Annotated in this window: 19 protein-coding genes and 1 riboswitch; of the genes, 2 read left to right on the forward strand and 17 right to left on the reverse strand. The window is 39.1% G+C overall.

Going from position 1 to position 20,515, the window contains the following annotated elements; all coding sequences use genetic code 11:
- Positions 1 to 3 precede the first annotated feature (3 nt).
- Entirely contained in the window at positions 4 to 1,017 is a 1,014-nt protein-coding gene (locus FC81_RS09675) for a Gfo/Idh/MocA family protein (RefSeq protein WP_057746308.1), read from the reverse strand.
- 269 nt (positions 1,018 to 1,286) lie between these two features.
- Between FC81_RS09675 and FC81_RS09680 the strand changes: the two genes are divergently transcribed.
- On the forward strand, positions 1,287 to 1,682 hold the full coding sequence (locus FC81_RS09680; RefSeq protein WP_057746311.1) for a DUF4828 domain-containing protein: 396 nt from the start codon (positions 1,287 to 1,289) through the stop codon (positions 1,680 to 1,682).
- A 44-nt stretch (positions 1,683 to 1,726) separates the two neighbouring features.
- On the opposite strand, the gene FC81_RS09685 is transcribed toward FC81_RS09680, so the two are convergent.
- From FC81_RS09685 to FC81_RS09695, 3 genes are all read right to left on the reverse strand, one after another.
- Positions 1,727 to 2,089, reverse strand: a complete 363-nt coding sequence (locus FC81_RS09685) for a PH domain-containing protein (protein WP_338041719.1) — start codon at positions 2,087 to 2,089, stop codon at positions 1,727 to 1,729.
- Positions 2,076 to 2,465, reverse strand: coding sequence for a TetR/AcrR family transcriptional regulator (locus FC81_RS09690; RefSeq protein ID WP_057746317.1), 390 nt, complete (start codon positions 2,463 to 2,465; stop codon positions 2,076 to 2,078). The genes FC81_RS09685 and FC81_RS09690 overlap by 14 nt, the downstream gene beginning before the upstream one ends.
- Positions 2,466 to 2,565: 100 nt before the next feature.
- On the reverse strand, positions 2,566 to 3,177 hold the full coding sequence (locus FC81_RS09695; RefSeq protein ID WP_057746320.1) for a nitroreductase family protein: 612 nt from the start codon (positions 3,175 to 3,177) through the stop codon (positions 2,566 to 2,568).
- 110 nt (positions 3,178 to 3,287) lie between these two features.
- On the opposite strand from FC81_RS09695, the gene FC81_RS09700 reads away from it, so the two are divergent.
- Entirely contained in the window at positions 3,288 to 3,605 is a 318-nt protein-coding gene (locus tag FC81_RS09700) for a winged helix-turn-helix transcriptional regulator (protein WP_057746323.1), read from the forward strand.
- A gap of 150 nt (positions 3,606 to 3,755) precedes the next feature.
- Here the strand turns inward: FC81_RS09700 and FC81_RS09705 are convergent, their stop codons facing one another.
- From FC81_RS09705 to FC81_RS09765, 13 genes are all read right to left on the reverse strand, one after another.
- Entirely contained in the window at positions 3,756 to 4,391 is a 636-nt protein-coding gene (locus FC81_RS09705; protein ID WP_057746326.1) for an SAP domain-containing protein, read from the reverse strand.
- Positions 4,392 to 4,414: 23 nt separating this feature from the next.
- A complete protein-coding gene (rlmD, locus tag FC81_RS09710) occupies positions 4,415 to 5,788 on the reverse strand; it encodes a 23S rRNA (uracil(1939)-C(5))-methyltransferase RlmD (protein ID WP_057746330.1) in 1,374 nt (457 codons plus the stop codon).
- Between the two features lie 67 nt (positions 5,789 to 5,855).
- A complete protein-coding gene (locus FC81_RS09715) occupies positions 5,856 to 6,899 on the reverse strand; it encodes a diacylglycerol kinase (RefSeq protein WP_057746333.1) in 1,044 nt (347 codons plus the stop codon).
- Positions 6,900 to 6,940: 41 nt separating this feature from the next.
- Complete coding sequence (gene gatB, locus FC81_RS09720) at positions 6,941 to 8,371, reverse strand: Asp-tRNA(Asn)/Glu-tRNA(Gln) amidotransferase subunit GatB (RefSeq protein WP_057746336.1); 1,431 nt, start codon at positions 8,369 to 8,371, stop codon at positions 6,941 to 6,943.
- Positions 8,371 to 9,834: an Asp-tRNA(Asn)/Glu-tRNA(Gln) amidotransferase subunit GatA gene (gene gatA, locus FC81_RS09725; RefSeq protein ID WP_057746339.1), complete on the reverse strand. Its 1,464-nt coding sequence runs from the start codon at positions 9,832 to 9,834 to the stop codon at positions 8,371 to 8,373. Before gatA ends, gatB begins: the two co-directional genes overlap by 1 nt.
- Positions 9,835 to 9,837: 3 nt before the next feature.
- Positions 9,838 to 10,140, reverse strand: a complete 303-nt coding sequence (gatC, locus tag FC81_RS09730) for an Asp-tRNA(Asn)/Glu-tRNA(Gln) amidotransferase subunit GatC (RefSeq protein ID WP_057746341.1) — start codon at positions 10,138 to 10,140, stop codon at positions 9,838 to 9,840.
- Between the two features lie 111 nt (positions 10,141 to 10,251).
- Positions 10,252 to 11,403, reverse strand: a complete 1,152-nt coding sequence (locus FC81_RS09735) for a CamS family sex pheromone protein (protein ID WP_057746344.1) — start codon at positions 11,401 to 11,403, stop codon at positions 10,252 to 10,254.
- Positions 11,400 to 13,412: an NAD-dependent DNA ligase LigA gene (gene ligA / locus FC81_RS09740; RefSeq protein WP_057746497.1), complete on the reverse strand. Its 2,013-nt coding sequence runs from the start codon at positions 13,410 to 13,412 to the stop codon at positions 11,400 to 11,402. The genes FC81_RS09735 and ligA overlap by 4 nt, the downstream gene beginning before the upstream one ends.
- 42 nt (positions 13,413 to 13,454) lie before the next feature.
- Positions 13,455 to 15,686: a DNA helicase PcrA gene (pcrA, locus tag FC81_RS09745; protein ID WP_057746348.1), complete on the reverse strand. Its 2,232-nt coding sequence runs from the start codon at positions 15,684 to 15,686 to the stop codon at positions 13,455 to 13,457.
- Between the two features lie 181 nt (positions 15,687 to 15,867).
- Complete coding sequence (locus FC81_RS09750; RefSeq protein WP_057746351.1) at positions 15,868 to 17,061, reverse strand: 5-(carboxyamino)imidazole ribonucleotide synthase; 1,194 nt, start codon at positions 17,059 to 17,061, stop codon at positions 15,868 to 15,870.
- A gap of 378 nt (positions 17,062 to 17,439) precedes the next feature.
- Positions 17,440 to 18,735: a nucleobase:cation symporter-2 family protein gene (locus tag FC81_RS09755; RefSeq protein WP_057746354.1), complete on the reverse strand. Its 1,296-nt coding sequence runs from the start codon at positions 18,733 to 18,735 to the stop codon at positions 17,440 to 17,442.
- Positions 18,728 to 19,315, reverse strand: coding sequence for a xanthine phosphoribosyltransferase (locus tag FC81_RS09760; RefSeq protein WP_057746356.1), 588 nt, complete (start codon positions 19,313 to 19,315; stop codon positions 18,728 to 18,730). Before FC81_RS09760 ends, FC81_RS09755 begins: the two co-directional genes overlap by 8 nt.
- Before the next feature lie 81 nt (positions 19,316 to 19,396).
- A riboswitch (purine riboswitch) is annotated at positions 19,397 to 19,495 on the reverse strand.
- Between the two features lie 40 nt (positions 19,496 to 19,535).
- The gene (locus tag FC81_RS09765; protein WP_057746359.1) at positions 19,536 to 20,201 is read right to left on the reverse strand and encodes a glycoside hydrolase family 73 protein; all 666 of its coding nucleotides are present in this window, start codon (positions 20,199 to 20,201) and stop codon (positions 19,536 to 19,538) included.
- Between the last annotated feature and the right edge of the window lie 314 nt (positions 20,202 to 20,515).

Genomic DNA, 20,515 nt, shown 5'->3' on the forward strand with positions numbered 1-20,515 from the left:
TCTTTATACTAAATGTTTTGAATCCGCGTCAAAATATAAATCTGCACTCATCCGCAAATCATATAAAACACGGTTTACCTGGATGGCAATCGCTAACCAATCATCCATTTGCTGCTTTGAATCTAATGAAGTTGGATCTTTTAAAACACTGGTAAAGTCTTGTACTTCTGATAGCATAGGGTTGCGATCGACCTCTTGGGTCAAATCACGTTGATTTCCTTGGCCGTCTAATAAAGTAATTTTTTTAAGTTCAGCCGCATTATCCATTATTAACGTTTCCTTTAACCCGTACACTTCACTTGTCAAGTAAGAATTAGCAGTCTTCCCACAAGTTAGCACGACTTGATAATCAGTATAACGCAGAACCGCGGTCCCTTTCCCATCAATTCCATTACGCAACTTAGTTGGATAATAGTTTACTTCGTCAGGTACTCCAAACCATGAGACCGCATTATAAACAAGGTAAACGCCTAAATCTTGTAAAGCTCCCCCTGAGAAGTGCGGTGAAAAGATATTAGGTTCATTTCCTGCTAAGAAGCTTTCATACCGGGATGAATACTTCATATACGTCAGGGAGGCACCTTGAATAACATCCATTTCCTTTATCTGTTGCTTTAGCATCTTAAAATTCCGCTCATGGAGATGACGTGCAGCTTCAAAATAGCACACACCACGATTCTGACGCAGTAACTTGATGATCTGCCGCATCTCTTGCGGATTTGAACATGCTGGTTTTTCGACAATTACATGTTTACCTGCTAAAATCGCAGCACGTGATTGTTCAAAATGCAGACTATTAGGGGAAGCAATATAAACAACTTCAAAGTTTCCTTCTGCAAAAAACTTATCTAATTCAGTAAAATACTCAGCTTTGTCAGTAAACTTTTCAGCAAAAGCCTTAGCTTTGGGTAAGGTTCGTGAATAAATACTTGTTAGTTGCCACTCTTTAGTCTCAAGTACCGCATCAATAAATTGTTCTGTTATCCAGTTAGTCCCAATAATCCCTAACTTTAACATCTGAACTCCTCCTTTTTAATCGCTTTCTCTTTGTTATTGTAGCAGAAATTGGGTACTGCGTATATATTACAGATTTCATCTCTTTAACATAATTATTACAGAAACAATATCATGACTACAATATTTCATTTTCATCATGTTACTGTTAAATTTAGATTGATTATCTATTTTGTTCTCATAAAAGATGGTATATTAGACCTAAAGATTCGTGGCAATTTACACCGTTCCATTTTCTACTCAGACTTATCCAAGGAGGGGCACCCTTTATTATGAAACCCGGAAAAATACAGAAGTTAGGTTCACTTCTAAAGAAACATCTTTTTAATCATCGTCCAATTGATTCCGATCGTAATCAAGATGTTATTTTACCGTCCCTTTATGTTGGAACTTGGAACTTCTCAGATGAGCTCAGCCAGCGCACTCATCAGCTAGAAATCACCCCTACTTTTGATGTCGTAATTGATAAACGAAAACTTCCTGGCAGAATTGAACATATTGACACCAAAGAACTTATTTTCTTAGATAACTATGGTTATCATCTTCGAATCGATGCAACTGACTATCAGCCAATCAGCCTTTTCGATGAAGCAGATAACCGTGTTTATCCAATTAAAATCGCCATTCTTCCTGCAAGTACAACTAACGTAAAAAAAGATACCACATGATGATGTATCATCATGTGGTATCTTTTTTTACCAAACTTTCAAAGTTACGCCTGTGTCTCAAGTGTATTATTAATTTTATTAACCAACATACGTGCATCTTCTACACCGATCACCAAACGTGTATATTCTTCATGTTGGAGCTGGATAACAACTGGAGTACTTGACCGCTTAATATTGAAGAAGGTCTTTTCTCCATCCTTGTGGAAGGTACCAGCGTAATAGCCTGGCATACTTGTTCCTGGGGCCTTAATTCCTCGTGATTCATTAAGGATCCCTTCGTCGATCGTAGCCCCAGAAATATTTTCCAACGGTATCTCCAGCCGATCCTTGACAGCAAATAGCTTTTTAAGCCCCTGCGGAACAACTACCAGCTTGTTATCTGTAATCATTACTTTATTTTCCACCATAATCTTCCTTTCTTAATAAACCACTTCGATTCAAAATAGCCTTGCCTAAAAGTTGGGCGCCATTCCCAGCGTCTTTTTCTTCAAACCATTGCTTCACAAGTTGTCTGATCACTTTGTCCTGAGCAGTTAGCTCCATCATTGCGATAATGACCAAATTAAGCGTTATTTCACTATCCTTTCGTTGTTTAATATTTTCTACCAATGCTGTACTAAACATTCCTCGTTTACTACCGAAGGCAGAATAGAGGCTCCCACGAAGAAGCCCAGTTCCCTTAACTAGATCGTCTAAGGAAGTTCCTTCGAATCCATATTCAATAAAAATATTACTGATAACTTTTATTACTTCAGCCTGCTGAAAACTTCTTTTTCTTCCCATAATCCTATTCTAATTATTTTTGACCTTTTAGTCAACAATTATTTTTGACTGTTTATTCAAAAAAATCAAAAATCATTAAATATGATCAGTCATTTACCTTCTAATTGATAATTGTTGTAAAAGTTTGAGCACTTTCTCTAATATGTCGGTGTCCACCAGTAAGTGCTTTGCCAACTGGTAAGAGCATGATTGGCGTTAGTTCTTCTGCAATATTTAAACTACGGCAAAGCTGCTTAAAATCGACACCTCTCATCGGTACTGAATCATATCCAAAAGCACGCAGAACGTGCATTAGGTTCATGCAGAACAATCCCACATCCAATCTTAACCCTTCTACTTCCTTATCTTCCGGATGCATCGTAAAATATGTTGTGATCCTTTGGCGCTTATCTTCAGCTTGGTCTTCATTGATCAGGTGATGCTCAATACTATAACGTACCAGTCTATTAATATCGTAATAACTTTTGTCTCCTAATATTAGAAAAACGGCTGCTGCTGAAGCAACATGCGCTTGCCCAAAAGACAACTCTTTTAATTTATTTTTAAGTGCTTGATTCTTGATAACGATCACTTTCCAAGGCTGTGAATTATTATTTGAGGGAGCTTTTGCTGCGTGGTTCAAAATTGCTAATATTTCCTGCTCACTAATTTCTATATCCGGCATAAAATGACGGATTGATCTTCTATTATCAAGTTTATCCAAAAAACTCATTGACGGCACGACCCTTCTTCGGTATAAAATTATTGTAATTACAAATTAACGTATTAACTAGAACGCACATTTTTGTAACTTAGATATTTACTAAAAAGAGAGGTCAAAACATGCAATCAACTACTGACTGGTCTTGCGGTGTTTCAAGAGTAATGGATCTTGTCGCAGGAAAATGGAAACTTAATATTTTATGGCTGATTTACAATGAAGAAGGGATCCGCTTTAATCAGCTAAAAAACAGAACCATTGGCATTACAAACATTATGCTAACCAGATCACTTGCAACATTAATTTCTGCAGAGCTCGTTTCCAATAATCTCGTCGGCGATAAAGCTCCCTTCAAATCCAAATACTATTTAACAGCCAGAGGAAAGAGCCTTGTTCCTCTCATGCAGACTTTGAATGATTGGGGCCAAAATAATTTATAGCCAGTTAATACAAAAACTTTATTCATATGTTTAAAATAAACTAACGTTTTTTACGTATAAAATTTCAAAATGACCTAGTTCAAATTTAATCTTTGAACTAGGTCATTTTGAACAACTATTCCAATGTTGGTGTCACACTAAGCAGTAGACTTATTTTAAGTAATTCCTAATTGCGGTAGCGTAAACATCCAGTAAAACTGTTGTATATATTTTCTCCTGCTTACTCTTTTTGACAGATCGCCATAAAATGGCAGCTACTTTGAGCCGCTCCGTATACCGCTTTGTTGCAGGATCCTGGAAAAAGGCACGCACAAAATTATTCCATTGATATGTTTGCTCTTCAGCAACAGTCGCAAGTTGCTCTTTGGCATTGCCTAATTGCGTGGAACGTTTAATTAAGTCAGCTATTGTCATTGAAGTATCATTTTCTTGCTCTGCTTGGCGTTTGATCATTGCCATTTCTTTTTTAAAAGAAAACTTCTCCACTCCAAAATAATTGGCGAAAAATTGGCGTGCTTCATTATTGAAGGTAAAACCAGCGCCAACAATCCTGGTTTTTAATGTTATTTGCTGTGCCGTCAACGAAACTCTCGTGGTCTTCGGGCGCCTTGTTTTTATTTCATTACTGGGTATCCCCGTAAAATACTGTTCCAAATAATGATTTAATTCTGCTTTTGTTCCTGAAACAGGTAATTTAAGTATACGGCACAGCGATACCAACTCTGTTTTGTAATAGTAAGTTTCTTTAAACTCAGTTAGATCAGCTGGGACTGCGATGTTGGACATTTGCCTGCCCACCAATTCTTGGCTTATAGTTTCCGTTTCAACACCGTTACGCTCTCAACATGCACCGTCTGTGGAAACTGGTCAACGGGCTGAATTGGTTGTTCAACCGTAAAACCTTGGTCAAGAAACAATTGTAGATCTCTAACTAAAGTAGCTGGGTTGCAGCTAACGTAAATAATTTTGTCCGGCTTCATTTTGACAGCACTTTCGATCAGACTTTCAGCCAGCCCTTTGCGTGGAGGATCAACAACAATGACATCTGGTTTGATGCCTTGTTCCTCCCATTTTTGCATCCATTCTTCTGCTGTTCCTATTTCAAATTGTGTATTTTCAATTTCATTTGCAGCTGCATTCAACTTAGCATCGGCTACTGCTTCCGGAACAACTTCAACACCATACACCTTAGCGGCTTTAGTAGCTAGGGTTAGTGAGATCGTTCCAATACCGCAGTAGGCATCGATCACCGTTTCTTTACCTGTTAAACCGGCACCTGCCATAACCTTTTGGTAGAGCTTTTCAGTTTGAACTGGGTTTACTTGGTAAAATGAATGCGGCGAGATATTAAACGTAAGACCGTTCAACTGATCCTTGATCTGATTCTGCCCTGCCAAAAGTTTGTCTTGTTTACCTAAGATAACGTTAGTTGTAGCTTGATTAACATTCTGGATAAGACTGCGTACATCAGGACACTTAGCTTGAATTGCCGCTACGATCTGATCCTGCATTGGTAGTCGCTTAGCACGTGTAACAAGAACAACCATAACGTCATGCGTATAATAACCTCGGCGCACCATAATATGTCTAATAACACCGCTGTGCTGGCGTTCGTCATAAGGTTCAATATTAAATTCACGTAAGATATCCCGAACTGACTTGATTACTTCGTCGATTCGCTTATCTTGAATAAAGAAGTCCTCTAGCGGAACAAATATATGGCTGTTTTTCTTAAAAAAACCTGTCTCGAGTTTCCCGTTGACCATTCGTACCGGAACCTGTGCTTTATTACGATAATGATAGGGTTCATCCATCCCGATCGTTGGAGCAACTTGAATATTCTCTAAATGAACTTTACTGAGTAATTCAACGATCTGCGTCCGTTTAAATTCAAGTTGTGCTGCATAGTTCAGGTGCTGTAGTGGTGCGATCCCCGTCTGTAGATAGTGCTTTTCTGTAAGCTCAACTCGTTGGTCACTCGTACTCAAACGTTTAATTACCCGTGCAAACCCATAATTTTTGGCTGCCTTAAGTACATGAATCATAACCTTTTCTGTTGGCAGTGCATTTTCAATAAAGAGTGGGTAATGCTCAACTTTAGCGACACCCATCCCTTGATAGGTCAGGTCTTCAATTGTGACTGTTAGTTCCTGATTCTTACTTACTGGCGCTTTATTTCCCATTTTTTTCTCCTTTTTACTAAAAAACACCCCGGCTCTTATTTCTAAAAAAGACCGCGGTGTTTTTTAACTACTCTTTTTCTTTTTTTCCAACTTCTCCGTCGCCGTTGATATCTTCTCCAATTAAATCTTCAACACTTTCAACAAAATGCTGACTCGCATTTATTTCAGCTGGAGTTTGATCCGACGAGGTAATTGCCCCTTTAGGTATTTTCTTCGTATTAGCAAATATTTGTATATGCTGTTTTAAATCCTTGAAGACCATCGGCGCATCACCGCCATATTCCCCATCGATATTGATCATCATCTTCTCATCAACAGGCTTAGCCACCAGTTTCGATGTTTTCACATACAATATCCGAGGATCATTGACATGCCGGCCGCCATTTAGAACCATTGTCATTAACTGTAAAATTTCAACTAAATTACTCGTCTTAACGACAATCAGTGTAAATTTACCATCATCTAACGACGCGTCGGGAACAATTTGTTCAAAGCCACCAATTGAATTAGTTAATGCCAGTAAAAACATTGATGCCTTCCCATTGAAAGCTCCTTGGTCGTATTCTAAATGCATTTTTATCGGTTTAACTCGCGGTAAGATTTCCGCGCCTTTTACTAAGTATGCTAAATACCCGAATAAAGATTTAAATTGCGATGGGACACCGTACGTCAACTCGGTCAACAGTCCACCGCCTGCAATGTTAACAAAATATTTTTGCCCAGCTTGTCCAATATCCATATTAACTGTATGACCTTTAGCAATAACCTTAGCAGCTGCAACTGGGTCTTCACGCGGTATCCTTAAGGCACGTGCATAATCATTAGTTGTCCCAGCTGGAATTATTCCCATTTTAGGACGCTGTTTAAGCGGGGCGATTCCGTTTACAACTTCATTGATCGTCCCATCACCACCAGCTGCAACTACCAAGTTAAAACCGGCACGAGCAACGCGCTCTGCCTCATTACGTGCAGAATCGGGCTCGGGCGTTGTTCGAAAAGCACTGGTCTCATATCCAGCACGCTCTAAAATATTCAAAATTTCAACCAGATCATTCTTCATTGCTTCACGGCCTGAAGCTGGATTATAAATAACCCTACAACGCTTTTGCATTACTAACTCCCCTTATCCCGATATTCAAGATTGAAATTTTCCTAAAGCTTTTTCAAACTTGCTAACAATAATTGGTTAACAACCTTAGGATTGGCTTTACCGCGTGTTTGCTTCATAATCTGACCCACTAAGAAACCAATAGCCCGATCCTTACCATTTTTGAAATCTTCAATTGATTTTTCATTGTTTTGAAGTACATCATCAATAATCGGTTGCAGAACTGCTGGATCCGATAATTGAACAAGGCCTTTTTTCTCAACCCATGCTTTAGGATCACTATCATTAGCAACGATTTCTTTGAAAACCTTTTTAGCTATCTTAGATGAAATCGTCGCATCTTGAATCAACTTAATCATAGTCGCCAGATGTTCTGGTGTTAATTTTGTTTCCAGTAATCCAATCTGGTTGGCATTTAGATATGCATTAACATCGCCCATTAGCCAATTACCAGCTAATTTAGGTTCTGCTCCTTGTGCGACTGTTTCTTCAAAGAAATCTGACATTTCTTTAGTTTGAGTTAAGACATTTGCATCATATTCAGGTAAACCCCAATCATCAACATAACGTTTCCGACGCATATCCGGCATTTCAGGAATTGATGCTTTAACTTCTTGCACCCATTCGTCTGAAATATGTATCGGTGGTAGATCAGGTTCAGGGAAGTAACGATAATCACTCGCCCCTTCTTTAACACGCATTAAGATCGTTTCGCCTGAAGGTTCATCGAAACGACGTGTTTCTTGTCTAATCTTTCCGCCAGCCATTAGCACTCTTTGCTGCCGTCTTGATTCATAGTGCGCGCCCTTGCGGACATGCTCAAACGAGTTAAGGTTCTTCATTTCAGTTCTAGTTCCTAATTCAGCAGCACCGATCGGACGAACAGACACGTTAACATCCGCACGCATTGATCCTTCTTCCATTTTAACATCTGAAATACCGGTAAATTGAATTATTTGACGTAATCGTGTCAAATAGGCATACGCTTCATCTGCAGATGAAATATCCGGTTTCGAAACAATTTCAATCAACGGTGTGCCTTGACGGTTAAGATCTACGTAAGAATAGCCATCGGGATTATGGGTGTTCTTACCCGCATCTTCCTCAACATGCATTTCTTCGATCCCAATCTTCTTTTTCTTTCCATCAACTTCAATTTCAAGCCAGCCATGACGTCCGATTGGTGTCTGTGCCTGTGTGATTTGGTAAGCCTTTGGATTATCTGGGTAAAAATAGTTTTTACGGTCAAAATGAATATCACGGGTAACGTCACAATGCAGAGCTAGAGCTGCTCGCATTCCAAATTCTAATGCTCGTTTATTGATTGTAGGCAAGACACCAGGAAAAGCCCAGTCAACGACATTAGTGTTGGTGTTAGGTTCCGCACCATAATTAACCGGTGCTGGTGAAAAAGCCTTAGAAGCAGTTTTCATTTCAATATGAACTTCTAAACCAATTGTTGTTTCAAAATTCATTAATTTTGCCCCCCAATCATTGGTACTTGCTTGTGAAAGTCAGTTTCTTGTTCGAAAGCATAACCTGCACGGTACATTGTTTTTTCATCAAATTGATTTGCGATCAATTGCAACCCAATTGGCAAGCCCTTGCTATAGCCAGCTGGTAGCGACATACCTGGTAGACCAGCAAGGTTAACTGGAATAGTTAAGATATCGTTCATATACATCGTTACAGGGTCCTTAATATCTTCACCGATCCCAAAGGCTGTTGTCGGTGTTGTTGGTCCTAAGATTAAATCGTATTTTGCAAAAACTTGGGCAAAATCTTGACAAATCAAGGTTCTAACCTGAGCCGCTTTCTTAAAGAAAGCATCATATGTTCCTGCAGATAAGGAGAACGTCCCCAGCATTATCCGTCGTTTAACTTCATCACCGAAACCTTCGGACCGTGATTTAACATAGACATCTTCCAGGTTTTTGACTTCTTGTGCGCGGTGACCATAACGAATACCATCAAAGCGCTGCAAGTTAGACGAAGCTTCCGAAGAAGCGATAATGTAGTATACGGGTACTCCATACTTACTATGCGGTAAGCTGACTTCATCTACAGTTGCACCTAGTTTTTCGAAGACAGAGATAGCATCCTTGATAGCCTTCTTAACGTCAGCGGCAATTCCTTCACCTAAATATTCTTTAGGAACAGCGATCCGCATTCCCTTTACACCAGCAGCGATTCCCTGTGCAAAATCAGGTACTTCATGCTTAGAACTAGTGAAATCTCGTGGATCTGCCCCACTGATCGCATTTAAGAGCTGTGCATTATCCTTAACATTTCTTGTAAATGGTCCAATCTGATCCAAACTGGATGCAAAAGCAATTAAACCGTAACGTGAAACACGACCATAAGTTGGTTTAACACCGACAATTCCGTTAAAAGATGCAGGTTGACGAATTGAGCCACCAGTATCTGAACCAAGTGAAGCAACTACTTCACCAGCGGCAACTGCTGCAGCTGAACCACCAGAAGATCCACCAGGGACTTTGGTCTGATCCCAAGCATTTTTGGTTGTTTTAAAAGCTGAGTTCTCAGTTGAACCACCCATTGCAAATTCATCTAAGTTTGTTTTACCAATCGTTATCGTTTGAGCAGCTTTTAGCTTTTCAATAACAGCCGCATCATAAATTGGATTAAAGTTTTCTAGAATCTTACTTGCTGCCGTTGTTGTTAAACCTTTGGTTACAATATTATCTTTAATTCCCAATGGTATCCCAGCCAAAATGTTATCAGCGTCAATTCCCTTTTGGTCTAGCTCAGCTGCTTGTTTTAAAGCTCCCTGTTCATCGACACTCAAAAAAGCTGCAACTTTTTGTTCACGCTCTTTGATTGCAGCAAGTGTTTCTTTGGTTAGTTCAGTTACACTGATTTCTTTTTTTACAAGCAAATCATGTAAGCTGGTTAAATCATTTGCAAAGTAGTCCATTTACTATGCTCCCTCGCTTTCATCAATAATTGCCGGAACTTTGATAAATCCGTCCTGATGATCTGGAACATTCTTCATCAGTAATTCACGATCCATCCCTTTGACCGCTTTATCCTCACGCATAGTATCTACGGCATCCGTTACATGTGTCGTAACTTCAACTCCCGTTGTATCAACATCACTAAGCTGTTGGACCATGTTGATTATTTCATCCATTTGTCCGGTAAATTTTTGTAACTCTTCCTTCGAAAAAGTAAGTTTAGCCAGTCCCGCGACATGTGCTACTTTGTCTTCACTAATTGCCATTTACTCTCCTTCTTTCTTCTTTTATAGTTTTATTCTAGCATATCTAATTTAACAAATGCGCACTTGAATCTAATTCAAGCTTTTTCAGTTAACTAGGTCATTGCAGGCTTGCTAGTAGCTGCTGAAAACATGCGTATAATAACTGCTGTCTTTAGCCTTCTTTGCGAGGAAACTCTGGATCGTCCCATCGCTGCCTTTGACAGTAATGTCAATTGGAATTCCACTAGGCAGATACGTCTTAGCTGATTGTGCAATGAATTGCGTAAAGCTAGTTATCTCCGTCTCACTGTAGAATTGGGTCGTAATATTGACACGCAAGCCACGTAAAGATTTGTCCTCATATTGTCCTTGCGCTGTAACTCCCGCTAAGTTAGGGAAGAAATTTTGTACTTGTTTTTTAAAACTCTCAAATGATGTTTCATCATTATCATTTGGGACAGCTGCGGTTGAGGTCGATGGGAGAACGTAACTTTTTACGTTGACGTCCTTCCACGATGAGATCGTGTTACCACTCTTGCTAACCGTATAAGCATAGAATGACCCACCGACCAAACTATCGTTTGATGCCTGTTGGTACATCCCAATTAAAATTGGAATATTAGCTGGAACACCATCTGTGTTTCTAAGCCGTGCCAAAACTTTAGCAGCTGCTGCCTGACCTTCTTGAATCATTTTTTCTTTTGAAATAGTTGTGGTAAATGTCGCACCGTATTTTTCTTTTTCATAGTAATCTTTGGTGTTCATTCCGATCCCGATCGTTATTCCCGCCAAAGTCAATTTACCATCTTTTTGTTTCATATAGTTTTGTTCTTCTAACTGCTGCACATACATTGGATTACGTTTATTAGCATCTTTTTGCCCATTATCTACTGGATTTAACCCTTCTGGATTATCCTTTGATTTTCGATCCAGCCATTTTTCAACCGTTGCTGAAGACAATAACTGTCCCTCGCGAAAAACATAGCTGTCTGTTGAGAACTGATCTTTAGATAATTGCGTTAAGCCGGCCTCAAAACTTTTCAAATTTAAAATGTTATCAGAGTTTTGTGCCACCCCGACTCCACGTGCTTTACTTGTCAGATACTTACCGTTTTTAATAACACCCTCATATTCACTGTCGCTATTCTGACCAGTTGTTTGGTACCCTGATGAAGAATTCTTGGCGGCATTACTACCTGTCGTCGTTGAATCACCAATTTTCCCACAGGCTGTCAGTAACAACAGACTTAACCCTAAGCTAAAAACAACTCCGATCTTTTTCACTTTGTTTCCTCCATCTGTTCGATAAACTCAGCTTCGTTTATAACCTTAACTTCCAACTTTTGTGCCTTTGCTAGTTTACTTCCTGCACTTTGCCCCGCAATCAGCAAATCTGTTTTTTGCGAAACGCTGCCTGTGACATCTGCACCATGTTCCTCAAGCCATTTCTTAGCCTCAGATCTTTTTAGCTGCTCTAATGTTCCTGTCAAAACAATTTTTTTGCCAGTGAAATAATTTTCTGTAGCAGCAAGTTCTGCGGGTTCCACCCCTTTATAAAGCAAATTTACATCAACTGCAGCCAATTCGGCGATCAGTTCCTGAACCTCCGCGTTGGCAAAATAAGTCACAATACTATCAGCAATTATATCTCCCAGTGAATCCAGTGCAGCAATCTTAGCAGTATCTGCTGTCATTAAGTTTCTAAGATCATGGAAATGCTGCATTAACAGCCGTGCTACTTTGGCACCAACATGGCGAATCCCCAAACCAAACAGAAGTCTCTCAACGGAATTATGCCTACTTTTATCAATAGCTGTCAACAGATTGTTAGCAGCTTTTTCTTTAAATTTATCTAACTTAATCAAATCTTCAAACTTTAAGCGATATAAATCAGCAATATCTGTTACTAACTTCTGGTTAAAAAGTTGTTCGACCACTTTAGGTCCTAATCCCGAAATATCCATTGCATTTCTTGAGCCAAAATGAGTCAAACTCTCTTTGATCAGTGCCGGACACTTAGGATTGATACATCTTAAGGCCACTTCATCGTTTAAATGTACTAATTCGGCCCCACAGATCGGACATTCTTCAGGAATCGAACTCGGGCGTGAATCACTTGGACGTTTATCCAAGACAACATTAGAGATTTCAGGAATAATATCCCCAGCCTTATGTAAGCGAACTCTATCCAGTAAGCGAATATCTTTCTGTTTTAAATAAGCGGGATTATGCAATGAGGCACGGGCGACAACTGAACCCGCTAAAGTAACTGGATCCATAACTGCAGTTGGAGTAACGATTCCGGTTCGCCCAACCGTCCACTCGATCTGCCGGACGATTGTTTCCTGTTCATCTGGAGGAAACTTATATGCAATTGCCCACCGCGGAACCTTAACAGTATTTCCAACTATCTGCTGAACAGAAAACGGATCAGCTTTCAAAACAATACCATCGATATCATACGGAAGTGCAATTCGTTTAGCTTGATACTCATCAATATAAGCATCTATTTCCGTAGCTGCCGCTGTGACACGTGATTCTGGATTAATTCTGAACCCCCACTCGGACATCTTTTGCAATGCTTCACTCTGCTTTTCTATCCCTAATTTTTCTGGTTCCATCAAGTAATATATAAAGGTACTGAGATGTCTACGTGCCGTAATCTTTGTATCCAACTGTCGTAGACTCCCAGCTGCCGCATTACGCGGATTCGCAAAAACCGGTTTTCCTTCCGCTTCACGTTGTGCATTCAGTTTTGCAAAAGCTCTTTTGGGCATATAACACTCGCCCCGAACCTCAATTGAGACCGGCTCTGTTAATTTCAGCGGGATTGCCTTGACTGTCTTCAGATTTTCAGTGATATCTTCTCCTATAACACCATTACCTCGCGTTGAGCCCTGGACAAAAAGACCGTTCTTATATACTAGTGAGATTGCTAAACCATCAATTTTTAACTCACAATTATATGCGAAATCCTCAGCAACCACCTTACGCAGCCGTTTGTCAAAATCCAGTAACTCTTGCTTTGAAAAGACATCTCCTAACGATAGCATTGGCAATTCATGATTCAGTTTATCAAAGCCATCTAAAACCCGACCGCCTACACGTTGAGTCGGAGAGTCGCTTACAATGATCTTAGGAAACTTTTTCTCAAGCTTAACTAGTTCCCGATAAGACTTATCATAAGCTATATCCTCAACAGTTGGGCGATCCATAACGTAATACTGATAACTCCATTCATTCAGCTGTTTTCTAAGCTCTTGTGCACGTTTTTGCGCAGCCTGTTCTGTCAACAAATTGCCCACTCTCCTATCTTGTATATTTGAAACTGCTGCTTATTTTTTTGTGATTGGTGCAAAGGCTGCTAACAAACGCTTGATTCCCTTTCCATCAAAGGCAATATCAAGCTCAAGATCTTCACCTTGACCGGAAGTCTTAACAACAGTCCCATTTCCCCAAGCTTTATGGGTGACCTTATCACCAATTTGCCATGTCTTTTTATCAGCACCAGTTCCTCGGTTAACTTCAACAGTTCCTGCAGGCTGGCGGTAAATATGCTGCCGTATGGCAGTCTGTTTAGTAGCGTTGTTCTTCTTCCCCGGTGCAGTATTGGCTACTTTATGGTTATCAGCTTGTATCAACTCAGGTTCAATCTCACTAATGAAGCGCGACGCAGGATTCGTTTGCCGCCGGCCATACAACATTCTCGAAAGAGCATTAGTCAAGTACAAGGCTTTTTCAGCTCGTGTAATTCCCACATAAGCTAAACGCCGTTCCTCTTCCAGTTCACTTTCATCCATCATCGAACGAGACAATGGGAAGAGCCCTTCTTCCAAACCCATTAAAAAGACAACTGGAAATTCCAACCCCTTAGCTGCATGTAGCGTCATCAACGTAACTTCATTGATATCTTCTTCCACACCATCTTGGTCTGAGACAAGTGCCAGATCAGCCAAAAAATCAACGAAGGGATCACTAGCTTCATCTTCTGGTTCCCAGTGATCATCAAATTGCTTGGTAACCGTTAAAAATTCATTTAGGTTATCAAGACGGCTTTGATTCTCAAGATTTTTAGTAGCCTCCAATGCCGCTTTGTAACCTGTTTTATCTAAAAGCTGTTCTGTCAGTTCTGTAACACTAACTTTATCTTGCAATATATGCAGTTGCTTAATTGTCTCAGCAAAGCTACTTAAAGCACGGCTAGCCTTACCTGAGATATCCGCCAGAACCGAATTACTAGCAGCATCTAGCAACGATAGATCATTCATTTCAGCAAATGCTGTTAACTTTTCAAGGCTAGTTGCGCCGATTCCACGCTTAGGTTCATTAACAATTCGTTCAAAACTAATGTTGTCTTGTGGATTAGCTATTAAGCGAATATATGCTAAAACATCCATAATTTCTTTTCGATCGTAGAATTTATGCGCACCCACTATTTTATAAGGGATATTAGCTTTGATAAAAGTTTCTTCAATTACACGGGATTGGGCGTTTGTCCGGTATAAGATTGCAAAAGATCCATAATTATAATTATTTTCACGCATTAACTTTTGAATATTACGAACGACATAAAAAGCCTCATCGTTTGCATTCTGACCACGAAAATAATGAATTTTCTCACCTTGAATATTATTAGTCCAGAGTTGTTTCTCTTTACGCTTAACATTATTTTTTATAACCGCGTTAGCTGCTTGTAAAATATTTTTAGTTGAACGGTAATTTTGTTCTAATTTAACGATTTTCGTATCTGGATAATCCTGTTCAAAGTTAAGAATATTTTCCATGTTTGCACCGCGCCAGCCGTAGATACTTTGATCAGCATCCCCAACGACACATATGTTATGGTTGCCTTTGGCTAAACTATTAACTAATTCATACTGTGCCTCATTCGTATCTTGGTATTCATCGACGTGAATATACAAAAACTTTCGTTGATAATATTGCAGTATTTCAGGTTCTTCTTCAAAGAGCCTTAAAGTCAACATTATCAAATCATCAAAATCAACGGCCTGATTTTGCTCTAGGCGCTTTTGATATTCCGCATACACATCTGCTACTACCTTTTCAAAGGGTGACTGCGCTTCCTGTGCAAAAGTTTTAGCTGTTTTCAAAGCATTTTTAGCATTCGAAATAGCACCCAGTAACGAACGAGGGTCAAATTTTTTAGGATCTATATTTAAGTCCGCTAAAATATGTTTAACTAGTGTTCGCTGTTCACTAGTTCCTGTGATTGTAAATGCACGATTATAACCTAATTTATCGATATCTCTTCTTAAAATACGCACACATAATGCATGAAAGGTCGAAACCCAGACATCTTCTGAGCCCTCACCTAACAGTGCATTTACTCGTTCACGCATTTCCTTAGCTGCCTTATTGGTAAAGGTAATTGCGAGAATATTCCACGGATTGACATTTTTTTCTTTGATCAAATAAGCAACGCGGTGGGTTAAAACCCTTGTTTTACCACTTCCAGCACCTGCAATTATCAATAACGGCCCTTCAGTACATAAAACAGCATCTCTTTGCTTATCATTCATTCCCTTTAATAGATCATCTGCTACCACTTATTTTCAATCCTCTCTTTAGTCCAGTCGGTTTTCATTATAGCAAAAAAAAGATAACACTTCTTTAAAAAAAGAAACAAATCTGAACTCTCCAGATCGACGCTTCCTCTCTAAAGCCGTGTATCTCTCATATACGGAAATAACCTGCTATTTTAGCAAAAGATAGCTAAGAAGTTGCTTATTAGTTTTCTTCTTTCTTGATTACTTCACCGTTACTTTCTTCTTGCTCTTGTTTTTCACTTTCAACTGGTTCTTTACAAATTCCAGTCGCATCGATTTGCTGCAATGCGGCTGCAACTGTATCTGCTAAAACAACTATATATCCGGACTCACGTGTATGCGCAGTCTTAGGATAACGATAAAAATGGTAATACCAGTTGTCTTTAAGGACCCACTGTGTCCTCAAGCGATTCATATCTTCAACACATAGTGAAACCGCAACGGTCGGCTGTAAAAGTTTTACTTGTGGTAACGGCATATGTGTCAGTGCACGCAGGTGCTGTTCAAACATTGAAACGTTAGTTGCTTTATCAAAAACATACCCTGCTTTGTGTGGTGCAGGGACAATACGCTTAACATACAGCGTTCCATTCTTAGTTAGAAAGAATGCGATCTCCAAAATACCAACATAATTTAATTCGTTAGAAATATCACTTGCTAGCCGTTGAACTTCTGCTTTTATTTCAGAGGAGACCTCAGCTTTAACGATCGACTGATACAATTGGTGTTCATGGTAGATATTTTCAACTATCGGAAACATGTTAAGATCACCATTAGCTTCTTTCGCAATAATTACTGATAGTTCTTTTTCATATGGAATCCATGCTTCTAAAATAAATGTCCCCAAGTCAACTAGATCCGCACATTTAGAAATATCCGATTGCTTTCTGATAATTTGTTGGCGTCTACGTCCGTAACCTTTTTGAATTGGCTTTAAAACACAAGGATACCCGATTGAACCGATCGACTGATAGACATCGTCAAGGCCCACGATCGTTGCATAAGGAGCAATATTAATATTAATCTGTTCAAGGAAAGCTCGTTCCAGCAATCTATCTTGGGCATTTTCAAGTGCTTCTTTTCCTTGTGGCACTCGTGTAAAACGTTCTAAAAAGGCAATTACCTCGGCGGAAATATTCTCAGATTCATAAGTTACAATATCGCAGCGTTCTGCAAAATCCTGCAGTTTACCTTTATCATCTTGCTGTCCGATAATTCTTAAATCAGCTTCTTGCATTGTAGGGGCAGCTTCTTCAGCACCATAAGCTACTACTCTGAAACCCATTTTTTTTGCAGCTTTGACCAGCATAATACCATTAGGACTATTACCAATGATTCCAATTGTACTTCCAGGAAATAATACTTCGTTATCCATTCTCTCACTACTTTCTTTCTCGTCAGTTAATATCAGCCTATGGGATTCTTTACTCTCTAAACAAACGTACATATTATCATAAACTATCTATGCTTTAAGTTTTTGATCAATATTCCAAAAACCGATCTTCTCTGCTTACTGCCGCCTCTCTATGATTCTTTCATCTCACATTTTACCATACATTCCAGCTGGCAATTATTTATTCATTCTAAAAAAACTACTTAACATTTACTTTTTCTTAAAAACTAGCAAAAAAGCCGCATCAAAAAAACTAGCAAAAAAGCCGCATCAAAAATTTTTGATGGGGCTTCTTATCGTCAACAATTAGACACAAACGCTCCATAAATCACAGGCTGACACTTATAGACCTACTTATTTTTATTTTTCTAAACCACTACGGCCTTTAAAAGTAAGGTTCAAGATGACTGAAACCAAACTCGCGACAACTATTCCATTGCCCAGTAACAACTGAATAGTTTTAGGAAGAAACTGAAAAATCTCAGGATAAACCGCAACACCTAATCCTAATCCGATTGAAAGTGCCACGATCAATAAATTTTTTTGGTTAGAAAAATCAACTTTCAACAACATCCGCATTCCTTGCACACTGATCATTGCAAACATCACTAGCATCGCGCCACCTAAAACAGGTGTTGGAATGATCGTGGCTACCGCACCTATTTTGGGCAGCAGACCCATTAGCATTAATAATGCTGCCGACCAGTAAATCGGCTTTTTTGTTTTAATACCTGAAAGCTGTAACAAGCCAACATTTTGTGAAAAAGTCGTATACGGAAAAGTATTAAAAATACCGCCTAAAATAGCCGCCATCCCTTCAGCACGATAACCGCGTTTCAAATCAGCAGCTGTAATCTGTTTATTTAAAACATCGCCTAAAGCAAAGAAAACTCCGGTTGATTCAACCATTGAGACCAATGCAATAATAATCATCGTGATTGAAGAGGACCACTCAAAATGCGGTGCGCCAAAATAAAAGGGCTGTGGTATCCGGAACCATGAGGCTTCTATGATCGGAGTCAAAGAGACCATTCCCATCGCTGCTGCAATAAGGGTTCCTACGATCAATCCCAATAAAACAGAGATTGTATTTATAAATCTTTTACCCCAGACCTGAATAACTAAAATAACACCAATCGTAATGAATCCCAACAGAACATTATCTAACTTGCCAAAGTTTGGAGCAGTTGCGTCACCACCACCAATGTTCTGAACAGCGATAGGTATTAGCGTTAACCCAATCACTGTTATCAAAGATCCTGTCACCACTGGTGGAAATAACTTCTTGATTTTTGAAAATTGACCAGCAATTAGAAACACAAAAATTCCAGCAATTATAATAGCTCCATACATTGTACCAATCGTAAATTCCTTGCCGATCATTTTTAAAGGACCTACGGCTTGAATCGCACACCCTAAAATAACCGGTAGGCCGATCCCAAAATACCGATTTCGCAAAAGCTGCAGCAAGGTTGCCAAACCACACATAAAAATATCAATTGAAACTAAGTATGTCATCTGTGCACTATTGAATTTCAGCGCAGTTCCTATTAGCAAGGGAACGGCAATTGCACCCGAATACATTGCTAATAAATGCTGTAGTCCCAAAACAGCTGCTTTACCATTACTGACGTTTTTTTCGATTTCCTTAATCATTTTCAGTACTCCCCACAAAATGGACTTTATTTCCTTCAAATGAAGAAATTCGTGCTAATGATTCTAGTCTTACTCCGCGGTCTCTAATTAAGTCAGCTCCCTTTTGAAATGATTTTTCAATCGCGATTCCTACTCCCGCTACTTGTGCATGCGCAAGCTTGCAAATATCAAGTAAACCGGTTACGGCTTGCCCATTAGCTAGGAAATCGTCAACTATCAAGACATTGTCTGCAGCATTTAGAAATTTAGTATCTACTGCAATCGTGTTTTCAACTTGTTTGGTATAGGAGTAAACCTTTGCCGTGTATAGGCCACCATTTAAAGTTGAACTCTTCTGCTTTTTCGCAAAGACAACTGGAACGTGCATTAACAGTCCAGTCATAATAGCCGGCGCAATCCCTGAAGATTCAACTGTCAGTATTTTAGTAACTTTCTCTTCCTTGTACAAACGGCTAAATTCCTGCCCTAACGCATACATTAATGCTGGATCAATTTGATGATTTAAAAATTGATTAACCTTCAATACATCTCCTGCAAGCACAACCCCATCTTCACGAATCCGATCTTCTAGTAACTTCACTTTGGTCAACCTTTCTTTTATTAAAAATACAAAAAAGGCCCCTTTTTACACGACAAGTCGTAAAAGAAGCCTTTCTCGCTAACTACAGCTTTTTTTACTTATAGTCCAAGATTTTCGGTCTTAGGTAGAAACTCGTCAACCATATTATGACATTATATAAGTACAACACTTATGTAGATTAGCATACATTATGCTAATCATCAAACGTTAATATTCGTCTTTAGTTCATTGAAGCCTTATCATACCTATCCAACTGATATTCTTGAATAATTTGTGACAGTTTCTGCGCATAGTCTGGATCGGTTGCATAGCCCTGCTTTTGCAAAGCTGCTGCTGCCTCATGATAGTTCTTGGCAGCCAGTACGGTTTTATAATGCTGCTGATCCCAACCCGTGCCATTCACAAACAATTGCGTATGTGCCTTGATCGATTCATTCCAGTCTTTGTAAAGCGCAAACTTTGCTTTAACTGTTATCCACTGCCCATTAACATATTCAGCAGTTGTCAGCAGTTGTGCGTTAGCTGCATCGCTCTTCACACCGAATAAGTTGTGATATTTACTTGCTAGTTGACTTTGTCCCCAATTTGATTCTAATGCTGCCTGCGCTAGCGTGATGCTAGTCAACAGCTTGTATTGCTTCTGTTCTTCTTGTGCAATTGGCAGAATCTGATTAATAAAGTTTCGTTTTGTTCTATCATTTATTTGAGTTGTATCAGTAGTAGTATTTTGGGGCTCTGAACTCTTATCTAACCAGCTTACTAACTGGATTATTCCTAAGCTAAGAACTAAGAAGAGGACTAGCAGGTTAGTTAATTGTAATTTCCCATTAACTACTAAAAAGCCTTTTTTCCTTTGTCTGCTCTTTCTTTTTCTCTTTTTAGCCAAATTATTCAACCCTTCATTAATTAAACATGCTTTTGCTTGCCATTTCAGTCATATATTTTTACCGGCACAACACTGATCAAGCTACTATTTCAACTTACTTTGACCTTAATTAGCTGCACTCATTATAACATATAACATTCTAAGGACCTTTAGAAAAACAGTTAAAAAAATACTGGTTTTTCTAAAATTTAACATTATTAATTAATTTTTAAAAATCTACTTGTAATCAGTCTCTTTTATCTTGTCTACTCTAAACCACAGCAACTCTTATTTTAGCCGTCTTTTCGTCTAATCTCATCAATATTCTAAAGCTG

This window comes from Liquorilactobacillus capillatus DSM 19910, assembly GCF_001434915.1.
GTDB classification, from domain to species: Bacteria; Bacillota; Bacilli; order Lactobacillales; family Lactobacillaceae; genus Liquorilactobacillus; species Liquorilactobacillus capillatus.

Coding starts and splice junctions, on each gene's coding strand:
- FC81_RS09675 (WP_057746308.1), bottom strand. CDS start 1,017: ATGTTAAAGTTAGGGATTATTGGGACTAACTGGATAACAGAACAATTT.
- FC81_RS09680 (WP_057746311.1), top strand. CDS start 1,287: ATGAAACCCGGAAAAATACAGAAGTTAGGTTCACTTCTAAAGAAACAT.
- FC81_RS09685 (WP_338041719.1), bottom strand. CDS start 2,089: ATGGTGGAAAATAAAGTAATGATTACAGATAACAAGCTGGTAGTTGTT.
- FC81_RS09690 (WP_057746317.1), bottom strand. CDS start 2,465: ATGGGAAGAAAAAGAAGTTTTCAGCAGGCTGAAGTAATAAAAGTTATC.
- FC81_RS09695 (WP_057746320.1), bottom strand. CDS start 3,177: ATGAGTTTTTTGGATAAACTTGATAATAGAAGATCAATCCGTCATTTT.
- FC81_RS09700 (WP_057746323.1), top strand. CDS start 3,288: ATGCAATCAACTACTGACTGGTCTTGCGGTGTTTCAAGAGTAATGGAT.
- FC81_RS09705 (WP_057746326.1), bottom strand. CDS start 4,391: ATGTCCAACATCGCAGTCCCAGCTGATCTAACTGAGTTTAAAGAAACT.
- rlmD (WP_057746330.1), bottom strand. CDS start 5,788: ATGGGAAATAAAGCGCCAGTAAGTAAGAATCAGGAACTAACAGTCACA.
- FC81_RS09715 (WP_057746333.1), bottom strand. CDS start 6,899: ATGCAAAAGCGTTGTAGGGTTATTTATAATCCAGCTTCAGGCCGTGAA.
- gatB (WP_057746336.1), bottom strand. CDS start 8,371: ATGAATTTTGAAACAACAATTGGTTTAGAAGTTCATATTGAAATGAAA.
- gatA (WP_057746339.1), bottom strand. CDS start 9,834: ATGGACTACTTTGCAAATGATTTAACCAGCTTACATGATTTGCTTGTA.
- gatC (WP_057746341.1), bottom strand. CDS start 10,140: ATGGCAATTAGTGAAGACAAAGTAGCACATGTCGCGGGACTGGCTAAA.
- FC81_RS09750 (WP_057746351.1), bottom strand. CDS start 17,061: ATGGATAACGAAGTATTATTTCCTGGAAGTACAATTGGAATCATTGGT.
- FC81_RS09755 (WP_057746354.1), bottom strand. CDS start 18,735: ATGATTAAGGAAATCGAAAAAAACGTCAGTAATGGTAAAGCAGCTGTT.